General features: G+C 73.0%; 18 protein-coding genes. 4 read left to right on the forward strand and 14 right to left on the reverse strand.

Features of this window, described 5'->3' with window-relative positions; all coding sequences use genetic code 11:
• Positions 1-403: 403 nt before the first annotated feature.
• The gene (locus E1266_RS18245; protein WP_132048488.1) at positions 404-691 is read left to right on the forward strand and encodes a CD225/dispanin family protein; all 288 of its coding nucleotides are present in this window, start codon (positions 404-406) and stop codon (positions 689-691) included.
• A 5-nt stretch (positions 692-696) separates the two neighbouring features.
• Positions 697-1,182 carry a DUF2752 domain-containing protein gene (locus E1266_RS18250; protein WP_243718545.1) on the forward strand — a complete coding sequence of 162 codons (486 nt, stop codon included), beginning with the start codon at positions 697-699 and terminating at the stop codon, positions 1,180-1,182.
• A gap of 99 nt (positions 1,183-1,281) precedes the next feature.
• On the opposite strand, the gene E1266_RS18255 is transcribed toward E1266_RS18250, so the two are convergent.
• The 7 genes from E1266_RS18255 to E1266_RS18285 all read right to left on the reverse strand — a co-directional run bounded on the left by E1266_RS18255 (position 1,282) and on the right by E1266_RS18285 (position 6,501).
• On the reverse strand, positions 1,282-2,115 hold the full coding sequence (locus E1266_RS18255) for a crotonase/enoyl-CoA hydratase family protein (RefSeq protein ID WP_132048489.1): 834 nt from the start codon (positions 2,113-2,115) through the stop codon (positions 1,282-1,284).
• 100 nt (positions 2,116-2,215) lie between these two features.
• Complete coding sequence (locus E1266_RS18260; protein WP_221480698.1) at positions 2,216-2,716, reverse strand: metallophosphoesterase family protein; 501 nt, start codon at positions 2,714-2,716, stop codon at positions 2,216-2,218.
• 351 nt (positions 2,717-3,067) lie between these two features.
• On the reverse strand, positions 3,068-3,775 hold the full coding sequence (locus tag E1266_RS18265) for a hypothetical protein (RefSeq protein ID WP_132048492.1): 708 nt from the start codon (positions 3,773-3,775) through the stop codon (positions 3,068-3,070).
• Positions 3,776-4,095: 320 nt separating this feature from the next.
• Positions 4,096-4,488 (reverse strand): rhodanese-like domain-containing protein, encoded by a 393-nt coding sequence (locus tag E1266_RS18270; RefSeq protein ID WP_132048494.1) that lies wholly within the window; start codon positions 4,486-4,488, stop codon positions 4,096-4,098.
• Between the two features lie 63 nt (positions 4,489-4,551).
• Positions 4,552-5,430 carry a Gfo/Idh/MocA family oxidoreductase gene (locus E1266_RS18275; protein ID WP_132048496.1) on the reverse strand — a complete coding sequence of 293 codons (879 nt, stop codon included), beginning with the start codon at positions 5,428-5,430 and terminating at the stop codon, positions 4,552-4,554.
• A 71-nt stretch (positions 5,431-5,501) separates the two neighbouring features.
• On the reverse strand, positions 5,502-5,948 hold the full coding sequence (locus tag E1266_RS18280) for a hypothetical protein (RefSeq protein WP_132048498.1): 447 nt from the start codon (positions 5,946-5,948) through the stop codon (positions 5,502-5,504).
• 163 nt (positions 5,949-6,111) lie between these two features.
• Positions 6,112-6,501, reverse strand: coding sequence for a hypothetical protein (locus E1266_RS18285; protein ID WP_132048500.1), 390 nt, complete (start codon positions 6,499-6,501; stop codon positions 6,112-6,114).
• A gap of 155 nt (positions 6,502-6,656) precedes the next feature.
• Between E1266_RS18285 and E1266_RS18290 the strand changes: the two genes are divergently transcribed.
• The gene (locus E1266_RS18290; RefSeq protein WP_132048502.1) at positions 6,657-7,076 is read left to right on the forward strand and encodes a pyridoxamine 5'-phosphate oxidase family protein; all 420 of its coding nucleotides are present in this window, start codon (positions 6,657-6,659) and stop codon (positions 7,074-7,076) included.
• Positions 7,077-7,099: 23 nt separating this feature from the next.
• Here the strand turns inward: E1266_RS18290 and E1266_RS18295 are convergent, their stop codons facing one another.
• The 6 genes from E1266_RS18295 to E1266_RS18320 all read right to left on the reverse strand — a co-directional run bounded on the left by E1266_RS18295 (position 7,100) and on the right by E1266_RS18320 (position 16,398).
• Entirely contained in the window at positions 7,100-8,104 is a 1,005-nt protein-coding gene (locus E1266_RS18295; protein ID WP_165966126.1) for a hypothetical protein, read from the reverse strand.
• A 98-nt stretch (positions 8,105-8,202) separates the two neighbouring features.
• A complete protein-coding gene (narI, locus tag E1266_RS18300) occupies positions 8,203-8,976 on the reverse strand; it encodes a respiratory nitrate reductase subunit gamma (RefSeq protein ID WP_132048503.1) in 774 nt (257 codons plus the stop codon).
• Complete coding sequence (narJ, locus tag E1266_RS18305; RefSeq protein WP_132048505.1) at positions 8,973-9,662, reverse strand: nitrate reductase molybdenum cofactor assembly chaperone; 690 nt, start codon at positions 9,660-9,662, stop codon at positions 8,973-8,975. Before narJ ends, narI begins: the two co-directional genes overlap by 4 nt.
• Positions 9,659-11,395, reverse strand: a complete 1,737-nt coding sequence (narH, locus tag E1266_RS18310; protein WP_207945740.1) for a nitrate reductase subunit beta — start codon at positions 11,393-11,395, stop codon at positions 9,659-9,661. The genes narJ and narH overlap by 4 nt, the downstream gene beginning before the upstream one ends.
• Positions 11,396-11,403: 8 nt before the next feature.
• On the reverse strand, positions 11,404-15,090 hold the full coding sequence (locus E1266_RS18315; RefSeq protein ID WP_132048527.1) for a nitrate reductase subunit alpha: 3,687 nt from the start codon (positions 15,088-15,090) through the stop codon (positions 11,404-11,406).
• Positions 15,091-15,174: 84 nt separating this feature from the next.
• Complete coding sequence (locus tag E1266_RS18320) at positions 15,175-16,398, reverse strand: MFS transporter (protein WP_243718547.1); 1,224 nt, start codon at positions 16,396-16,398, stop codon at positions 15,175-15,177.
• Between the two features lie 243 nt (positions 16,399-16,641).
• On the opposite strand from E1266_RS18320, the gene E1266_RS18325 reads away from it, so the two are divergent.
• On the forward strand, positions 16,642-19,506 hold the full coding sequence (locus tag E1266_RS18325) for an FAD-binding and (Fe-S)-binding domain-containing protein (RefSeq protein ID WP_243718549.1): 2,865 nt from the start codon (positions 16,642-16,644) through the stop codon (positions 19,504-19,506).
• A gap of 12 nt (positions 19,507-19,518) precedes the next feature.
• On the opposite strand, the gene E1266_RS18330 is transcribed toward E1266_RS18325, so the two are convergent.
• On the reverse strand, positions 19,519-20,277 hold the full coding sequence (locus E1266_RS18330) for an IclR family transcriptional regulator (RefSeq protein WP_132048509.1): 759 nt from the start codon (positions 20,275-20,277) through the stop codon (positions 19,519-19,521).
• Positions 20,278-20,295 lie beyond the last annotated feature (18 nt).

The following is a 20,295-nucleotide window of genomic DNA, read 5'->3' on the forward strand; positions in this document are numbered from 1 at the left end:
TCGCTATTCACTCTACCGAATCCGGCCGGACTGTCAATTTCCGGCTTTTCTCGGCAGCGCCGTTCCGGTGCCGCTTGCGCGGCGCCTTCCGGGCGGTGAAGCCATTTCACCAGATCCGGCGCGATTAACAAAATCGGCCGTTTCGGCGTCACCACAGCACGCCGGGCACGGCGAAGCCGTGTCGGTCTGTTCGGTGGTGGGTCCCCGGTCGACCGGCCGCCGTGGCAGGCGTCCGGCATCCGTCAGGGGACGAGGGGTTAACCTACGGGGTCCCTGCGGCTTCGTCAAACCGGAGGGTCCTGCGGGACGTCCGCCGGACGAGTTATGGGATGGTCGGGAACCTGCCGGGGCTGATAGTCATCTATCTACTTGGATTATCCAGCCCATCACGAGAGGTACCACCATGGCCTACCCGCCAGCTCCGCCGCCGCCGAACCCCTACGGCGCGGGGAGCCCTCCCCCGAACCACCTGCCCTGGGCGATCGCGACGACGATCCTTTGCTGCCTGCCCGCGGGCGTGGTGTCGATCGTCTTCGCCGCACAGGTCAACTCCAAGTGGCAGGCCGGTGATCACGCCGGCGCGATGAAGGCGTCCAACAACGCGAAGACGTGGGCCATCGTCTCCGCCGTCCTCGGCGTCATCGTCGGTGTCATCTACTTCTTCGTCGCGGTCGCGAGCTCCAGCACCTGATCTCGATGACTGACGGGCGCCGGTCCGCCCTGCGTCAGCCGGGCGGACCCTTCACCGGGCGGCGGGGCGGGCCGCGCGGCCGCTCCGCGGCCGCGGTGGCGCTCCGCCTGCTCAGGCCGGGTGGTGTACTGATCATCACCATCGCGGCCGTCTCCTACATCGCCGCGGTCGACCCGAACGAGCAGGGGCACTATCCGACCTGCCCGTTCCTCGCGCTGACGGGGTTCCAGTGCCCCGGCTGCGGCTCCATGCGCACCATTCACGCTCTCGCGCACGGCCACGTCCAGGACGCCCTCGCGTTGAACGTGCTCACCGTGGCCGTAATCCCCGCGCTGATCTTCTTCTGGGCGCGGTGGGCGCTGGCCCGAGCCAAGGACCGCCCCACCCGCACGAAGGTGGCCCACCCCGCGTTCATCTGGGCGTTCTTCGGGGTCATCCTGCTTTTCTGGCTGGTGCGCAACCTTCCGTTCGGTTCCTTCCTCGCCGCCTGACGCACGGGGACGCCAACTCAGCATCACCCGCCCACGAGCACACGGGCCCTCATCGCGTGATCTTCGACCCGGCATCCGGAGTAGGCGGGTGGCCGAGGCTCACGACGGGTCGGTGAAGACGGGCGGACGCTTCTCGAAATAGGCCCGGACCGCCTCGACCTGGTTGGGGGTCCCGCGCAGTTCGCCGAGCGTCCGGGACTCCTCGATGAACTGTTCGGCCAGGTCGTGGTCCGCCGCGCGGTTGAGGAGGCGTTTGGCGCCGCGAATCGCGGCGGGGCTGTTGGCCGCGATCTCCCGGGCGAGTTCGGTGGCGGCGGCGCGCGGATCGTCCGCGGTGCGGGTGGCGAGGCCGATGCGCGCGGCCTCCTCGCCGCTGATCATGCGGCCGGTGAACGTGAGCTCCTTCGCGACGTCCTCCCCCGTGAGGCGGATGAGCGCGGCGGTGCCCGTCATGTCGGGCACCAGGCCCCAGCGGATCTCCAGGACGGACAGTTTCGCGTCGGGTGCCACGATGCGGATGTCGGCGCCGAGGGCGATCTGGAGGCCGCCGCCGAGGGCGTGGCCGTGGACGGCGGCGACGACGGGCTGCGGCATCTCGCGCCACACGTGCACGGCCTGCTGGCCGAGGTTCGTGATGCGGCCGGGCTCGCGCGCGGTGATGTCCTGGGCCAGGCGGCGGAACCGGGCGCCGCCCTCGGCGTCCGCGGCGTCGCCGGCCATGGCGGCGAAGTTGGCGAAGTCCAGGCCGGCGCAGAACGAGCGGCCCTCGCCCGACAGGACCACGGCGCGGACGGACGGGTCCCCGGAGAGCGCCTCGCCGGTCTCGGCGAGCGCCTCGAAGGTGGCGATGTCGAGGGCGTTCAGCTTGTCGGGCCGGTTGAGCCGCACGTCGGCGACTCCCTCATGGACGTGCACGGTCACGCGGTCGGTCATGCCGGGGCTTCCCGTCTGTCGGCGATCACTTCAGGGATCGACGATTCCATGCGCCGCCGCGGCCGGTCGAGGGAGGTCCCGCCCTGCGGCGCAGGTCCGGTCAGGTGACGGGGACGATCTCCGCCCCGGTGAGCCGGCCGTCGCGGATGTCCAGGATGCCGAGCGTCCCGTGCGGCTGGCGCCGCCGGTCGGTGGGCGATCCGGGGTTGAAGATCCGGACGCCGTCGCCGGTCTCGTCCAGCGGGATGTGCGAATGCCCGAAGACGACGAGGTCAGCCTCGGGGAACCAGCGGCGCATCCGGGCGGTGCGGCCGCGGGCCTGTCCGCTGTCGTGGACCATGGCGACCTTGAGTCCGTCCAGGTCGAGTTCGAGGCGCTCGGGGGCGCCCCATTCGGCGACGTCGGGGCCGTCGTTGTTGCCGAGGACGGCGTGGACGGGTGCGTACCCGGCCAGTTCGTCGAGTACGGACGCGGTGCACACGTCGCCGGCGTGCAGGATCACGTCGGCGTCCCGCAGGTGCTCGGCCACCCGCGGCGGGCAGGACTTCCAGCGCCGGGGCGCATGGGTGTCGGAAATGGCGACCGCTCTCACGTTCTCCATTGTCACGCGCGCGGTTCGCGGCGTGCTCGGCGGGGCGGGTGATTTTGCCACCGCGGGGTCGCGACACCTGTGGGAAAGAACTGTAAGCACCGTGTCATTACCACGTACTGACCTGCGGAGTTACGCTCGGATTCCCTCGCGTTCGTCCAGGAGGATGCCGGCCGTACGCCCCCGGTCGCTCCGACACGGCGACCCAGCACCGCGAGGGCAGTGCGGCCGGGCCCCGAGGAGGATGACACTCCCTTGCACCGGCCCCGGGGCCCGGCCGTTTCACTTCGCCGTACAAGGGTGGTCCGGGCCGTCCCGGTGGGCGGGGGGTGACGGGTACGGCCCGGACGAGTCGGCGGGAACCTACGAGGTGATGTACAGCTTCCGGTCGAAGACGCCGGAGCCGGGGTTGCTCTCCCCGCGGGCGATGGCGGAGCCGCTGCCGGTGCCGTTGGACGGGCACAGTGCGCTGCTGCCCGCCTGCCGGACCAGGGTGATGTTGCCCGCGGCGCCCTGGGCGTCGTCGTGGCCGGGGAGCGGGCGGTTCGGGTTGTCGCGGTTGTAGACGTCGAACGCGAGGCCCGGGGTGCCGCCGGTCTGGAAGCCGTAGAAGCAGGTGACGGTGAAGCCGAGCACCTGGCCCTCGATCTTGAAGCTCAGCCCGGCGGCGATGGACAGGACACCGTCGCGTCCGTTCGCGACCGGGGCGTAGGTGACGCTGCCGCTCCGGTCGGGCACTTCGCTCAGGTCGAGGTCGGTCGCGGGCGAGCTGAGCCCGTTCGAGGTCTGGCAGGCGCCGATCGACGCCGCGGTCAGTTCGCCGGCGCCGGTGGACTCCACGGTGCCCTGCAGCGTCGCGTCCTCGCAGGACCCGGTCACCTGGGAGCCGAGGAAGGTGACGGCGAAGTCGAGCGTCCCGACGGTGGTGACCTGCCAGTTCCCGGAGTAGGGGGCTCCGGTGGCGGTCTCCTCGCGGATGGTCGTGGTGGCGGCGGACGCGGTGCCCGCCGTCATGGCCAGGGCGGCGGAAGCGGCCACGAGCGGAGTGACGAGCCGGATGGGAGCTTTCACGGGGTCTCCTCCTCGGAGAGGGCTATCTGCTTCCGCGTGCGACAGCCGCACGCGACCCCCTTTCGCGCGGTGAGCGGGGAGTCATGACCACGCGAAATACATTCTGTTTGTACCCGAGTGATCCTCGAAAACAAAGACCCGAAGAGAAGAAATCTCACGTTTTATCAGGGTTCGATAAAACCACATTGGTGATCACTAACCCAACTGCGGAATCACCCTCTGAAATCGTCCGGGCGCATGCGGAGAGAAATGGCCGGTGAAATGGTGATTATCGCCGGGGCGGCGTTCCCGGCGGGAGAAGGCGGGTGCTCGGCCGTCCGCTAGCCGTCCGCTCCCCCCGTCGCGGGCAGGCCGGCGGCGCGCCACGCCCGGAAGCCGCCGACGACGTCGGTGGCGCGGGTGAGGCCGAGGTCGTGCAGGGACGCGGCGGCGAGGCTGGAGGTGTACCCCTCGGAGCAGAGCACGATGACGCGCACGTCGTGGCCGGTCGCCACGGGTAGCCGGGCGTCGGAGGCCGGGTCGAGGCGCCATTCGAGGACGTTGCGCTCCACGATCAGCGCGCCCGGCACCTCGCCCTCGTCCGCACGCTGCGCCGCGGGCCGGATGTCGACGAGCAGCGCGCCGTCCCGCGTCTCCGCGTGGGCCTGCTCGGGAGAGACGCGGACCAGCCGGTCGCGCGCCTCGGCAAGGAGGTCATCGATGGAACGAGCCATGGCATCAAGCATTGCAGCCGTTTCCCCTGGCCGGTGCCGCGGGGGGCGTGCGGCGTGTCGCCTTCACCCCGCCCTGAGCTGGGTGCCGGCGGAGGCGAGGATCTCCTGGATCCGCAGGCCGTGCGCGGCGTCCAAGGGGGCGGCGGGTCCGCCGCGGACCGCCGCGGCGAACTCCGCGACCATGGTCGCGAACGCGTCGTCCCCGAGCTGGGACCAGTCGAGCCGCGCGTGACCCTGGCGCCCGTAGACCTCGATGTGGGCCGGGGGCAACTCGCCGGCACCGGCCATGGAGACCGACGCCTGGCTGACCGCACCGCCCTCGTGCTCCAGGGTCAGCCCCACCCAGCCCAGCGGGTCGCCGTGCGCGCGGACGCCGGCGACGCGGCCGAGCGACGCGTCGAGCAGGTCGACGATGTGCGGGCCGAGGTCGAGCAGCGCGCCCTTCTCCAGCCGCCACGGGGTGGCGAACGGCCCGCCGCTCAGCGCCGAGGAGACGAACGAGCCGTAGCCGCCGAACGGCTCCATCGCGTGGGTGAGGCGGAGGAACTCGCGGGCGGCGCGGGAGTACCGCAGGGTGAAGACCATCTGGGAGACGACGCCCGCCTCGGCGATGGCGCCGGCCAGCCGGCGGGCGCCGTCGAGGTCCATGGCGAGGGGCTTCTCCAGCAGGACGGCCTTGCCGGCGCGGGCCGCCCGCGCCGCGAGGTCGGCCTGCACGTCGGGCGGCACGGAGAACGCCACGGCCTCGCACGCGTCGAACAGCTCCTCGATCCGCGCGAAGGAGGGGGCGCCGTGCTCGGCCGCCAGCCGGGCGGACGCCTCCGCGCGGCGGGCCCACACTCCCGCGAGGCGCGTGGACGGTCCCGCCGCCAGCGCGGGCGCGTGCACCATCCCCGCCCAGGGCCCCGCACCGACCAGCCCCACCGCCACAGAATCGCTCATGGGGCAAACCTAGACGATCTACCCGCGGGCCGGGGGTGCCGGAGGGCCGTCCGCGCCGGGGCGGGCGGCCCTCAGCAGCCGCCGTGCGTAATCGTCCAATCGTCCAGGAACGTCTGGACGTGGTGGTCGTAGAGGCCGCCGTCGGTGAGGTAGTCGCGTGCGGACGCGTAGTCCTGGCCGCAGGTCGCCCGTCCGGCCTCGATGGCCCAGTCGTCCGGCGCGACGATGCCGTCGGCGGCGATCAGCTCCAGGAAGTTCGCGTCCGCGGCCGCCTCGCCGGGCTGGCCGGGGACCGCCGTCCGGGGTTCGGTGACGGTCACGGTCGGCCTCGGTTCGGGCGAGGTCCTCTCCCGCTCCTGGCTCCGGTCCTGCTGCGGCGAGGGCGGCGCCGAGGTGCCGGAGACCCTCCCGGCGTCGCGGTCCCCGTCCGGTCCCAGCGTGATGAAGGCGACGGCGCCGGCGCACGCCAGGACCGCCGCTGCGAGCGCGGCCACCACCACGATCATGGTCTGCCTCATGTCGTCCCCCGATGGGCAGCTGCGAGGGCGTCCGGATGAGGTCTCGCCCATCCCTCGCCGCTGGGCGGGGCCCAACGCCTCCAGCCTAGGCACGGCCGCGCCGCCGGGACGCCACCCGAGTCCCAAATGAGGCACGAGACTCCATGGCGTTCCGGGCGCGGGGTCAGCCGAGCTGCACGCCGAAGAACAGGGCCGCCAGGGCGCCCAGCATTCCCAGGGCTCCCCACACGGCGAGGCCGGCCTTGGACGTCGCGCGGGTGTGCAGGAACGCGGCCACGCCGGACAGGAGGACGAAGACGAGCTTCACCTCCAGCGTGCGCTGCGCCGCGTCGCCCATGTCGCCGGCCGTGATGTTCCAGACGCCGGTGAGGACGAGGACGGCGAACGCGGGCCAGGCGACCGTGTTGTAGCGGCGGGCGGCGACCTTGGTGACGCCCTCGAACCCGCGCAGCGCCGGGACGAGCGCACCGAGCGTGATCTGCCCGCCGACCCAGATCGTCGCGGCGAGGACGTGAAGGAAGAGCCGCAGGTCGGCGGTGGTGACCTCGAGCACGGGGTGCCTCCTGGGCGTACCGGGGCGGTGATCGGTAACGGTTCACCGGGACGCTACCGCCTGCCGCGGCAGGGTCGCGCGGCACCCCGCGCGTTGCCCGGTTGGGGACCTTGGTCCCTAACGGCCCCGGCCTGGGCTGCCCCACCCTGGGTTTCATGAAGCTCGACCAGAGCGGCCTCGAGATCCTCGACGAGGACGAGTGCCGCGACCTCCTCTCCCGCGCCGAGATCGGACGCATCGTCTTCACCCATCAGGCGCTGCCCGCGATCCAGCCGGTGAACTTCGCGCTCAGCGGCGGCGACATCGTGATCAGGACGTCGCGGCGGTCCAGGCTCGCCACCGCCGCGGCCGACACGGTCGTCGCGTTCGAGATCGACGAGTTCGACGTCGGGGCCAGGACGGGATGGTCGGTGGTCGCCGTCGGGCGGGCCAGGCACGTCGCCGACCGCGCCGACGCGGCGGCGCTCGAGGCGCTGCCGCTGCGCAGCTGGGCTCCGGGTGAACGCGAGCACTTCATCCGCATCCGGCCCGAGCTCCTCACCGGCCGCCGGATCACCGGTTCGACGAACCGCTGACTCGCGGCGCCTCGGCCACCGGGTCAGGAGGGCTCCTCCGTCAGGACTTCCTCTACCGGACGGCGGACGCTGGTCAGCTGCTCGCCGTTCGCCGCACCCAGCCGCAGGAGCAGCTGCGGGTAGGCGTCGCCGCAGAACTGGGCGCGGATGAACTCGCGCAGGTCCGGCACTTGCAGCGCCTGGGTGTGGTAGGCGGCCGAGAGGTCGTGGGCTGCGGCCCGCAGCAGGACGCGCTGCAGCGCCTGGCCGCTCTTCACCCAGTCGGCGGGCGTGTCGCCCTTGGAGACCAGCAGCACGACCAGCCCGGTCAGGGCCGTGTCGTCCTCGGCGGCCTCGACGCCCCAGCCCCGGCCGCGCGCGAAGTCGCGGGCGGGAAAGTGCGGGGCGGTCGGCGGCGTCCGGCGCGGGTAGGCGTCCTGCTGGACGCCGTCCTTCCGGGACGTCCCGGGCGCGGGCGCCCAGCGGGCGATCTCGGTGGCGTAGGCGGGGGTGCGGCGCTGGACGTGCTCGGCCGTGTCCGTCAGGGCCGCCAGCGCGCCCTTGACGTGGACGTCGACGGCCTGGACGAGCCGGGCCCCCTCCCGCTCCGCGGCGTGCCGCAGCCCGGTCAGGACGCCGGGCTCGGGGGCGGCCAGGAACCCGCCCCGGTGGCTGCGGCGGCGCCGGATCTGCGCGTGCTCGCGCTCGACCGCGTCGTCGGCGGGCTCGCCGGGCCGCAGGTCGACGTCTGCGAGCAGCTGCGGCCGGTCGGGGTCGGGCAGCAGGTGGACCACCGGGTCGTAGCCCAGGCTGCGCAGCGCCACCCGCAGCGTGTAGAGCGCGGCCCCGCAGCTGATCAGCATCTCCCGGCCCCGCGGGTCGGCGACGCCGAGCCTGCGGTCGGGGTCGGCGCGCAACGTGATCCGCGTCCCGGCCACCCCGAACCGCCAGGGCTGGGTGTTGTGCACCGAGGGCGCCCAGATCGCGTCCTCCACGGCGCGCCGCGCGTCGGCCGCGACTCGCTCGGTATCCGTTCGCGTGGTCCGCATGATCGGCTCCTTCCGGAAGCTGCCCTTCCAGCCTCCGCCCCGCGCCAGGGGCGGGGCAGGGCCGAAAGTCCATAACCGGGGAGGACGACCTTCCCAGGTCAGGGCACCCGCTCCCAGCCGCGGCGCGGCTTGTGCATGCCGAGCTGCTCGTCACGGCTGCGGTACACGATGTAGGGACGGGTCAGGTAGCCGACCGGCGCGGTGAGCATGTGCACGAGCCGCGTGAACGGCCAGATGCAGAACAGCACCAGCGCGCTGATCGCGTGCAGCTGGAACAGGATCGGTACGCCGGTCATCAGGTCCGGGTCCGGCCGCAGGTAGAACACCGACCGGAACCACGGGGAGACCGTCTGCCGGTAGTTGTAGCCGCCGCCGACGATGTTGGCCGCCACGGTCGCGGCCAGCCCGAGCAGGATGACCGCCGCGAGCACCGCGTACATCAGCTTGTCGTTGCGGGTCGTGGCGGCGAACACCGGCCCGACCGTCCGGCGCCGGTAGATCAGGATCGCCAGGCCCGCCAGGGTGCAGAACCCGGCGACGGTGCCGAGGACGACGGCGATGACGTGGTACATGTGCTCGGTGATGCCGACGGCCGCCGTCCACCGGTCGGGGATGAGCAGCCCGCCGACGTGGCCGAGCAGCACGACGAGGATGCCGAAGTGGAACAGCGGGCTGCCGATGCGCAGCAGCCGCCGCTCGTACAGCTGGGACGAGCGGGTCGTCCAGCCGAACTTGTCGTAGCGGTACCGCCAGATGTGCCCCAAGACGAACACCGCGATGGTGACGTACGGCAGGGCCACCCACAGCAGGATGCCGGCGACGCCCGGTTCACCGCCGTTCTGCGCGGCGAGGGCGGGCAGCTGACTGGTCATGACGAACGGGCCTCCAGGACCGGATCGGGCAGGAAGACGGGGCCCGAGGTCCCGGCGCCGCTCCCGTACGGGGCGAGGCCGACCTCCTCCTCGGGCGGGCCCTCGACGATGAGGCGGGCGACGGCCTCCTCGTTGCGGCCGCTCAGCGGCGGCAGCGTCGCCGAGACCGCCTCCAGCACCGCGCCCCACGGCGACCGGGACTCGGCGAGCGCGAGGCGCAGCAGCTCCAGGCCGGCGCGGTGCTCCACCAGCAGCCGCCGCCCCGCCGCGAGGTCCCCGGTCGCGGCGAACTCCAGCACCACGGCCAGGTGGTCGGGCAGCTCCCCGTCGTCCAGGACGAGCCCCGCCGCCTCGTACGCCTGCTTGAACCGCAGCAGGGCCATCCCCCGCTTGCGGGTGTCCCCGTAGGCGTAGTAGGTCAGGTAGAGGCAGCACCGTTTGCGGTGGTCGAACGTCTCGACGTAGTCGGACTCCAGGTCCCGCAGGGGCGTCGCGTCCAGGTGGTCCAGGAAGCCGCCCAGGGGCGTCCCGGCGGACGCGGGCAGCCCCGCCACGGCCCGGCGGAGCAGCGGGCGCCGCGCCAGGAGCTCCTCGTCGGGGTAGCCGAGCAGCAGCGACGCGACCTGCCAGGCCGTGGCCAGCTCCGCCTCGGCGAACCCCTTCTTCTTCAGGCCCCGGTTCCTCATGGCTTGGGCTCCGTTTCGGCGTCGCCGGAATCGGCGGGCGGGTTCGCGCCGTCCGGCCCCACGCCGTCCCCGCCGTCCTCGCGCTTCGGGAAGAGCCCGGCCGGGGCGCCCTTGCCGTCCCAGTTGAGCAGGTTGACGCGCTGGGCCTTGTTCTCCGGGTCGACGGGGTTGTCGGCCGTCTGGCGCTGCTGGAGCATGTGGAAGTTCTCCACCGCGACCGGGTTCGGGCCTCCCGACCCCTCACCGAACGGGCCGGATCCGCCGCCCAGGCCGCTCCCGCCCATGCCGGGCCCGCCCTCGTAGTTCAGCGAGCACTCCGTGGCCAGCTCCTCCAGGCCGTGCGCCTGCTCCGCGTGCGCCGTCGGGATCACGTACCGCTCGTCGTACTTGGCGAGGGCCAGCAGCCGGTACATGTCGTACATCGCCTCGCCCGACATCCCGACGCCCGCCGGGATCGACTCGTCGGGCTCGCGGCCGAGGTTGATGTCGCGCATGTAGGCGCGCATCGCCGCCAGCCGGCGCAGGACGCCGTCCACCGGCGCGGTGTCCCCGGCGGTGAACAGCTCCGCCAGGTACTCGACGGGGATGCGCAGCGCGTCGATCGCCGCGAACAGGTTCCCGCGGTCCTCGGCGTCGTGGCCGGTGTCGCGGACGACGTCCACGACCGGCGACAGCGGCGGGATGTACCAGACCATCGGCATCGTCCGGTACTCCGGGTGCAGCGGCAGCGCCACCTTGTAGGTGTTGATCAGCGAGTAGATCGGGGACCGCTGCGCGGCCTCGATCCAGTCGGCGGGGATGCCGTCCCGCTCAGCCGCCGCCACGACCCGCGGGTCGTTCGGGTCGAGGAACACGCCGCGCTGCGCTTCGTAGAGGTCGGTGTCCTCGGGCGCGGACGCGGCCTCCAGCACCTTGTCGGCGTCGTAGAGGATCAGGCCGATGTAGCGGAGCCGGCCCACGCACGTCTCCGAGCAGACCGTGGGGATGCCGACCTCGATGCGCGGGAAGCAGAACGTGCACTTCTCGGCCTTGCCGGTCCGGTGGTTGAAGTACATCTTCTTGTACGGGCAGCCGGAGACGCACATCCGCCAGCCGCGGCACCGGTCCTGGTCGACGAGGACGATGCCGTCCTCGGTCCGCTTGTAGATCGCGCCGGACGGGCAGGACGCCGCGCAGCTCGGGTTGAGGCAGTGCTCGCAGATCCGCGGCAGGTAGAACATGAAGGTCTTGTCGAACTCCATCTTCACCTTGTCGGAGATCTCCTTGAGCAGGACGTCCTTGTCCCCGTGCTCGATCGACCCGCCGAGGTCGTCGTCCCAGTTCGCCGACCAGGTGATCTGCATGTCGTCGCCCGACAGCAGGGACTTGGGCCGCGCGACGGGGGTGTGCTCCTGCAGCGGCGCGCTGGTGAGGTTCTCGTAGTCGTAGGTCCAGGGCTCGTAGTAGTCGCGGATGTCGGGCAGCTTCGGGTTCGCGAAGATCGTCAGCAGCTTGCGGATCCGGCCGCCGCCCTTGAGCGCGAGCCGCCCGCGCTTGTTCAGCGTCCAGCCGCCGCGCCAGCGCTCCTGGTCCTCGTACTGCCGCGGGTAGCCCTGCCCGGGACGGGTCTCGACGTTGTTGAACCACACGTACTCGACGCCGCTGCGGTTCGTCCACGCCTGCTTGCACGTGACGGAACAGGTGTGGCACCCGATGCACTTGTCCAGGTTCATCACCATGGACATCTGCGCCATGACGCGCACTAGTAGGTCACCTCCTGGGAGCGGCGGCGGATCACGGTGACCTCGTCGCGCTGGTTGCCGGTCGGGCCGAGGTAGTTGAACGCGAACGACAGCTGCGCGTACCCGCCGATGAGGTGGCTCGGCTTGATCAGCAGGCGGGTGAGGGAGTTGTGGATGCCGCCGCGGCGGCCGGAGGTCTCCGAGCGCGGGACGTCGATCAGCCGGTCCTGCGCGTGGTACATGTACACCGTCCCCTCGGGCATCCGGTGGGAGACGATCGCGCGGGCGACGACGACGCCGTTGCGGTTGACGGCCTCGATCCAGTCGTTGTCGCGGACGCCGATCTTCGCCGCGTCCGCGCCGCTCATCCAGATCGACGGGCCGCCGCGCGACAGCGACAGCATGAACAGGTTGTCCTGGTACTCGGAGTGGATCGACCACTTGTTGTGCGGGGTGAGGTACCGGACGGTCAGCCCCAGCTCACCGGTCTCCCCCACCTCGGGCTCGCCGAACAGCGCGGTCATGTTCAGCGGCGGCCGGAACGTCGGGAGCTGCTCGCCGAGCTCCTCCATCCAGTCGTGGTCGAGGTAGAAGTGCTGCCGCCCGGTGAGGGTGTGCCAGGGCTTGAGGCGCTCGACGTTGATGGTGAACGGCGAGTAGCGCCGCCCGCCGCTCTCCGACCCCGACCACTCCGGCGACGTGATGACCGGGACGGGCCGGGCCTGGGTGTCGGCGAAGGTGATCTGCTTGCCCTCGTGCTCGGCGGCGAGGTCGGCGAGCCGGGAGCCGGTGCGCCGCTCCACGGCCCGGAACCCCTGGGTGGCGAGGTGCCCGTTGGTCGTCCCGGACAGGGCGAGGATCATCTCGCAGGCGTGGACGTCGCGCTTCAGCGACGGCCGCCCGTCGGCCGGGCCGCCCCGGACGACGCCGTTCTTGTGCCTGAGGTACTCGACCTCGCGCTCCAGGTCGAACGTGACGCCCTTGGTGGTCGCGCCGAGCCGCTCGGCGAGCGGGCCGAGCGCCGTCATCTTCGCGGCGACCGCGGGGTAGTCGCGCTCCACCGTGACGAGCTTCGGCAGCGTCACGCCGGGCACGGGCTCGCACTCCCCCTTCGCCCAGTCGGCGACGCGGCCGTGCGGCGTGGCCATCTCGTCGGGGGTGTCGTGCAGCAGCGGCACCGCGACGAGGTCCTTGCGGACGCCGAGGTGCCGCTCCGCGAGCCTGCTGAACGCGACCGCGATGTCCTGGAAGGCCCGCCAGTCGCTGCGGGTCTGCCACGGCGGCGAGATCGCCGGGTTGAACGAGTGCACGAACGGGTGCATGTCGGTGGTGTTGAGGTCGTGCTTCTCGTACCAGGTCGCCGCCGGCAGGACCACGTCGGAGTAGATCGTGGTGCTGGTCATCCGGAAGTCGAGCGACAGCAGCAGGTCGAGCTTGCCGGCCGGGGCGTCCTCGTGCCAGACCACCTCCTTCGGGCGGTCCGCCGGTCCGGTCTCGCTCGCGCGCACGGCGTTGTCGGTGCCGAGGAGGTGCTTGAGGAAGTACTCGTTGCCCTTGGCGGACGAGCCGAGGAGGTTGGCCCGCCACACGCTGAGGACGCGGGGGAAGTTCTCCGGGGAGTCGGGGTCCTGGCAGGCGAACCTGAGCCGTCCCGCCTTCAGCTCGTCCACGACGTGCTCGGCGGGCTGCTTACCCGCGGCCTCCGCCTCGTCGGCCAGGTCCAGGGGGTTGCGGTCGAACGTCGGGTAGGACGGCATCCAGCCGAGCCGGGCGGCCTGCGCGATGGCGTCCGCGGTGGACCGGCCCGTGAGCTGCCCCGCGGCGCCGCCCGGCGGCCGGGCCGCCGAGAGGGTGTCGGCGCCGAAGTGGTCGTAGCGGAACTGGTCGGTGTGCAGGTACCAGAACGCCGTGCTGATCATCTGGCGGGGCGGCCGGGACCAGTCCAGCGCGCCCGCGAGCTGCGCCCACCCCGTCACCGGGCGGCACTTCTCCTGGCCGACGTAGTGCGCCCAGCCGCCGCCGTTGACGCCCTGGCAGCCGGTCAGCGTCGTCAGCGCCAGGAACGCCCGGTAGATCGTGTCGGAGTGGAACCAGTGGTTGGCGCCGGCGCCCATGATGATCATCGAGCGGCCGCGGGACTCCTCGGCGTTCGCGGCGAACTCCCGCCCGACGCGCTCCGCGGCCTGCGCGGGGACGCCGGTGATGGCCTCCTGCCACGCCGGGGTGCACGGCTGCGACGCGTCGTCGTACCCGGACGGCCAGGAGCCGGGCAGTCCGTCCCGGCCCACCCCGTACTGGGCGAGCAGCAGGTCGTAGACGGTCGTGACCAGGTGGCCGGCCACGGTCCGGACGGGCACGCCCCGCCGGATCGTCCCCGGCGAGCCGCCGGGGCCGTCGAAGCGGGCCAGCTCGACCTCCACGGCGTCGCCGCCGGGGCCGCCCTCGACCGACAGCAGCGGGTCGGCGTCGCCGAGGTCGAGGTTCCACCGGCCCTCGCCCGACTCGCCGTACCGGAAGCCCAGCGAGCCGTTCGGGACGAGGGGGTGCCCGGTGTTCGCGTCCAGGACCACCGTCTTGAACGCGGCGTTCTCCGAGCCGGCCTCGGCACCGGGCAGATCGGCCGCGGTGAGGAACTTGCCCGGGACGTAGGCGTCGCCGCGCTTGTCCACCCGCACCAGGAACGGCAGGTCGCTGTAGCGCTTGACGTAGTCGGTGAAGTACGGGACCTGCCGGTCGACGAAGAACTCCTTGAGGACGACGTGCCCCATGGCCATGGCCAGGGCGCCGTCCGTACCGGGCTGGGCGGCGAGCCAGTCGTCGGCGAACTTGACGTTGTCGGCGTAGTCGGGCGACACCGCCACGACCTTCTGGCCCCGGTAGCGGGCCTCGGTCATCCAGTGCGCGTCGGGCGTCCGCGTCACCGGCACGTTGGAGCCCCACATGATGAGGTACCCGGCGTCCCACCAGTCGCCCGACTCGGGGACGTCGGTCTGGTCGCCGAACACCTGCGGGGACGCGACGGGGAGGTCGGCGTACCAGTCGTAGAACGACAGCATCGTCCCGCCGATCAGCGAGATGAACCGCGAGCCCGACGCGTGCGACACCATCGACATCGCCGGGATCGGGGAGAAGCCCGCGACGCGGTCGGGCCCGTACTCGGCGATCGTGTGCACGTGCGCGGCGGCGATCAGCTCGGTCGCCTCGTCCCACGTGGCCCGCACCAGGCCGCCGCGGCCGCGCGCCGCCTTGTACGCGCGGGCCTTGTCCGGGTCGGAGACGATCTCCCGCCACGCCTCCACGGGGTCGCCCGTCCGGGCCCTGGCCTCCCGGTACATCTCCAGCAGGACGCCGCGCACGTAGGGGTACCGCACCCGCGTGGGCGAGTAGGTGTACCAGGAGAACGACGCGCCGCGGGGGCAGCCGCGCGGCTCGTACTCCGGCCGGTCGGGGCCGACCGAGGGGTAGTCGGTCTGCTGCGCCTCCCAGGTGATGATGCCGTCCTTGACGTACACCTTCCACGAGCACGAGCCGGTGCAGTTCACCCCGTGGGTGGAGCGCACCACCTTGTCGTGCGACCAGCGGTCCCGGTAGAACGCGTCGGCCTCGCGGCCGCCCGCCTTCGTCATCGTCCGGAGGTCCGGCGACACCCGGGCGCGGGTGAAGAACCTGCGGGTCCCCACCAGCGCGTCTTCCAGCGGCCCGTCCATGCCCGGCCGGCCCTTGGTCGAACTCACCCTCGAATCGCCTCTTCCCGCATCGCCGTATCCGAGCCCATCAGCCGCTCCGCCCGCTCACCACGGCCCCCGGACGACGGTCGCGGTGAACACCGCGGCCGCCGCCGCCACGAGGGCGAGGAGCAGGAGCCCCACTGCATACGACCCGAAACTGCCATAAATGGAGCCCATAATCAGGGGCGGGACGAACCCGCCCAGGCCACCGGCCGCGCCGACCACGCCGGTGACCGCGCCGACCTTGTTCGCCGGGGCGAGCCTCGCCACCAGCGCGAACGTCGCGCCGCTGCCGGCGCCGAGCGCCGCCGCCATCGCCAGGAACGCGATCGTCCCGAGCGGCATCAGCGGCGGCGAGAACGCCTGCACCGCCGCGCCCGCCGTCGTTACCAGCAGCGCGGCGACCATGACCCGGACCGCGCCGATCCGGTCGGACAGCCACCCGCCGACGGGCCGCATCAGGACCGCCAGCAGGACGAAGCCGGCCATCCGGTTCGACGCGTCCGCCTGCGTCAGGTGGTACTCCTCCTTCAGGTAGGTCGGGAGGTACACCGAGAACGCGACGTAGCCGCCGAAGGCGACCGCGTACAGCGCCGACATCTGCCAGGTCACCGGCAGCCTCGCCGTCGCCGCCAGCCGCTTGGCGAGCGACGCGTCGGGCATCGTGCGCCCGGGGGCGTCCCGCACGATGAGCCACGCGGCGACCGCGTAGGCGGCGAGGACCACGGCCATCAACTGGAACGGGAACTCCATCCCGTGCCGGTCGACCAGCGGGACCGTCGTCAGCGCGGTGATCGCCGTGCCGCCCATCCCCGCGCCGAAGATCCCGATCGCCAGCCCCCGCCGCTCCGGCGGGAACCACGCGTTCACGAACGGCACGCCCACCGCGAAGACGGTGCCGCCGACACCGAGGAAGAAACCGCCGGCCAGCAGCGACGCCAGCGACGAGTTCCCCCAGAGCCCGAGGTAGAGCACGGGCGCGATCGTGATGACCGACAGCGCCGGGAACATCACCCGCCCGCCGAACCTGTCGGTCAGCGCGCCAACCGGGATCCGCCCCACCGACCCGACGATCACCGGCACCGCGACCAGCAGCGACTGCTCGAAGGACGTCAGCCCCAGGGACTCCTGGAACCGGGGGGCGAGGGGGCTGAGCAGGGCCCAGGCCCAGAAGTTCAGCGCGAACCCGAGGGTGGCCATCGCCAGCATGACGATCGGCCGTCCCGCGCCCTCCGCGCGCCCCGGTGGCGGCGATCCGGCACCGGTGTCCCGTCGTGTCTCCGCCACGTCCGCACCACTTCCGCCATCGCGATTCGATCGCCGGTGGACCTTCCCGGCCCCAAACCGGGTAACCATGATCGGCTTCCGTGGTCTCACCCTCTCCGACCGCCCCGGCCCCCGTGAAGGGACCTTGGTCCCCGGCGTGGAAACCGGCCCCGCGCTCCGTGCCCGGACACGCGCCGGCGGGTGGGCGGGATGACCTAACGTTGTCGGTATGCAGGCAGTTCACCGCCGGGTCGAGGCGGCTCAGTGACCGATCACCGCGAGCTCGTGGAGGCCCTGCGGCGGGCCGGGGCGAGCGGGGTCGACGACTCCGCGCTGGCGCGGGCGATGTACTCGTCGGACGCCTCGCTGTACCGGGTGCCGCCCCGGGTCGTGGTGACGCCCAGGGAGGCGGGCGAGCTGCCGGCGGTGCTCGGGGTGTGCCGCGAGGCCGGGGTCCCGCTGACGATGCGGGGCGGCGGCACGTCCATCGCGGGCAACGCGGTCGGGCCCGGTGTCGTCGTGGACGTCAGCCGGCACCTGAACCGGGTGCTGGAGATCGACCCCGAGGCGGGGACGGCGCTGGTCGAGCCGGGGATCGTGCAGGCGCGACTGCACGAGGCGGCGGCGGCGCACGGGCTGCGGTTCGGGCCCGATCCGTCCACCCGGACGCGGGCGACGCTCGGCGGGATGATCGGCAACAACGCGTGCGGGTCGCGGGCGCTCGGGTACGGGCGGACGAGCGACAACGTGCTCGGGCTGGACGTCGTCACCGGATCCGGGGAGCGGCTGGGGCTCGGCGACGTCCCCGGGGGCGGCGGCCCGGAGTCCGCGGTCCTGGAGCGCCTGCGGGGGCTGGTGGACGCGAACCTCGCCCTGATCCGGACCGAGTTCGGGCGGTTCGGGCGGCAGGTCTCCGGCTACTCGCTGGAGCACCTGCTTCCGGAGAAGGGCTTCGACGTCGCGCGGGCGCTGGTGGGCAGCGAGGGGACGCTCGCGCTGACCCTGGCGGCGCGGCTGCGGATGGTCCGGGAGCCGGGCCGCCGGCTGCTGGCCGTCCTCGGGTTCGGGTCGATGGCGGAGGCGGCCGACGCCGTCCCCGCGATCCTGCCGCACGGGCCGGTGGCCTGCGAGGGGCTCGACTCGCGCATCACCGGCGTCGTGCGGGAGCGGCGGGGCGCCGACGCGGTGCCGCCGCTGCCGCGCGGGTCGGGATGGCTGCTCGTGGAGCTCGCCGGTCCCGAGGCCGGGCCGCTGCGCGACGCCGCCCGCAAGGTCGCCGCCGACTCCGGCTGCACCGACTCGATGCTCGTCGAGGACGTGACGCTAGCCGACGCCCTGTGGCGGATCAGGGAGGACGGGTCGGGGCTGGTCGCGCGCACCCCCGAGGGAGAGCAGGCCCACGCGGGCTGGGAGGACGCAGCGGTGCCGCCCGAGCGCCTCGGCGTGTACCTGCGGGAGTTCGAGGCGCTGCTGGCGGAGTACCGGCTGTTCGGCGTCCCGTACGGGCACTTCGGGGACGGCTGCATCCACGTCCGCATCGACTTCCCGCTCGGGCGGGAGGGCGGCCGCCGCGTGTTCCGCGACTTCCTGGGCGAGGCGGCCGCGCTGGCCGCCCGGCACGGCGGCACCATGTCCGGCGAGCACGGGGACGGCAGGGCGCGCAGCGAACTGCTGCCGCACATGTACTCGGCCGAGGCGCTGGCGCTGTGCGCGGAGGTCAAGGACGTCTTCGACCCCGGCGACGTGCTCAACCCGGGGATCATCGTCCGCCCGGCGCCCGTGGACGGCGGGCTGCGCGCGGAGCAGGCCGTCCCGCTCAAACGCGGCCTGGCCCTCGCCTACCGCGACGACCGCGGGGACCTGTCGCGGGCCGTGCACCGCTGCACGGGGGTCGGCAAGTGCCGCGCCGACAACACCGCGGCGGGCGGCGTCATGTGCCCGTCCTATCTGGCGACGCGGGAGGAGAAGGACTCCACGCGCGGACGGGCCCGGGTGCTGCAGGAGGTCGTCAGCGGGAAGCTCGGCCCGGACGGCTGGAAGTCCGCCGCGCTGCACGACGTGCTCGACCTGTGCCTGTCGTGCAAGGGCTGCGCGTCGGACTGCCCGACCGGCATCGACATGGCGTCCTACAAGGCGGAGGCGCTGCACCGGCGGTACCGGCGCAGGATCAGGCCGCGCGCCCACTACGCGCTGGGGTGGCTCCCCCGCTGGACGCGGCTGCTCGCCCGCGTGCCCGCGCTGATCAGGCTCGCGAACGCCGGGATGCGCGCGGCGCCGCTGCGGCCCGCCGTCGCCTGGAGCGCGGGGATCGACCGGCGGCGCACGCTGCCCGCCTTCGCCCCGGTGACGTTCCGGCGCTGGTTCGCGTCCCGCCGGGGTGAGGGCGGCGGCGAGGGGCGCAACGGCGAGGTCGTCCTGTTCGTGGACACCTTCACAGACGCCTTCTCCCCCGACGTCGGCAAGGCGGCCGTGCGGGTACTGGAGCACGCCGGGTACCGGGTCGGCGTCACCGAACGCCCCGTGTGCTGCGGGATCACGTGGATCTCCACCGGGCAGCTGGCCGGGGCCCGCGCGCAGGCGCGGCGCACCGTCCGCGCGCTGCTGCCGCACGTCCGGCGCGGCGCGAAGGTCGTCGGGCTGGAGCCGTCCTGCACGGGCGTGCTGCGGTCCGACGCGGAGGAGCTGCTGAGCGGGGCGGACGCCGCCGCCGCGCGCGAGGTCGCCGCCGCGACCCGCACCCTCGCGGAGCTGCTCGCCGAGACCCCCGGCTGGACACCGCCCGACCTCTCCGGGGTCACCGGGATCGCGCAGCCGCACTGCCACCACCACGCGGTCATGGGCTGGACGAAGGACGCGGCACTGCTGCGCGACGCGGGTGCCGAGGTCGGCGGGCTCGGGGGCTGCTGCGGCCTCGCGGGCAACTTCGGCGTGGAGAAGGGGCACCACGACGTGTCGGTCGCCGTCGCCGAGCACCGGCTGCTCCCGGCGGTCCGGAGGACCGGGGACGGCGAGGTCGTCCTGGCCGACGGGTTCAGCTGCCGCACCCAGCTCCGCGAGCTCGCGGACCGCGACGGCGAGCACCTCGCGCAGCTCCTCGCGCGGCACCTGCCGGACGCCGGCCCCCGCTGACCTGATCCCGGGTCACGGCGCGCCGGCCCCCTGCCGCTGCCCGAGGGTGCGCGACAGGGTGAGCGCCGCGGTGTGGACCGCGGGGGCGACGGCGGCCAGCCGCAGCCGGTTCGACCACCCCGACACCGACAGGGCGCCGACGGCCAGCCCGTCCGGGCCGAGGACGGGGCTGGCGGCGCAGACGATGCCGCGGCCGGACTCCTCGCGGTCGTAGGCGACGCCCTCGCGGCCGATCGTCGCCAGCTCCCGCGCGAGGAGGCCCGGCGCGGTGACGCTGCGCTCGCTCGCCTTGACGAGCCCGGCGTCCAGGACGGCCTGCACCGCGTCCGGCGGGGAGAACGCCAGGATCGCCTTGCCGACGCCGGTGACGTGGGCGGGCAGCCGCCCGCCGACCTTCGAGGGCAGCTTCGGCCCGCCGGGCGAGCCGAGGATCTCCACGTAGACGACCTCGGTGCCCTCCAGCACGGCGAGGTGCACGGTCTGCCGCGTCGCCTCCCGCAGGTCCGACATGTACGGGACGGCCGCGTCCCGCAGCACCCGCTGGCGCGGCACCCGCTGCCCGATCTCGAACAGCTTCAGGCCGAGCCGGACGCGCGTGCCCTGCCGTTCGAGCAGCCCGGCCTCCACGAGGTCGAGCGCGATCCGGTGCGCCGTCGACCTCGGCAGGCCGCTGCGCCGGGCGAGTTCGGCGGCGCCGAGGGCGTCGTCGTCCGCGCGGAACGCGGTCAGCACCGCGACGGCGCGGCGCAGGAACGTGTCGTCGGACGCCATGCCCCCAATGTAGGAGCC

The organism is Actinomadura sp. 7K534 (assembly GCF_004348575.1).
Lineage (GTDB): Bacteria > Actinomycetota > Actinomycetes > Streptosporangiales > Streptosporangiaceae > Spirillospora > Spirillospora livida.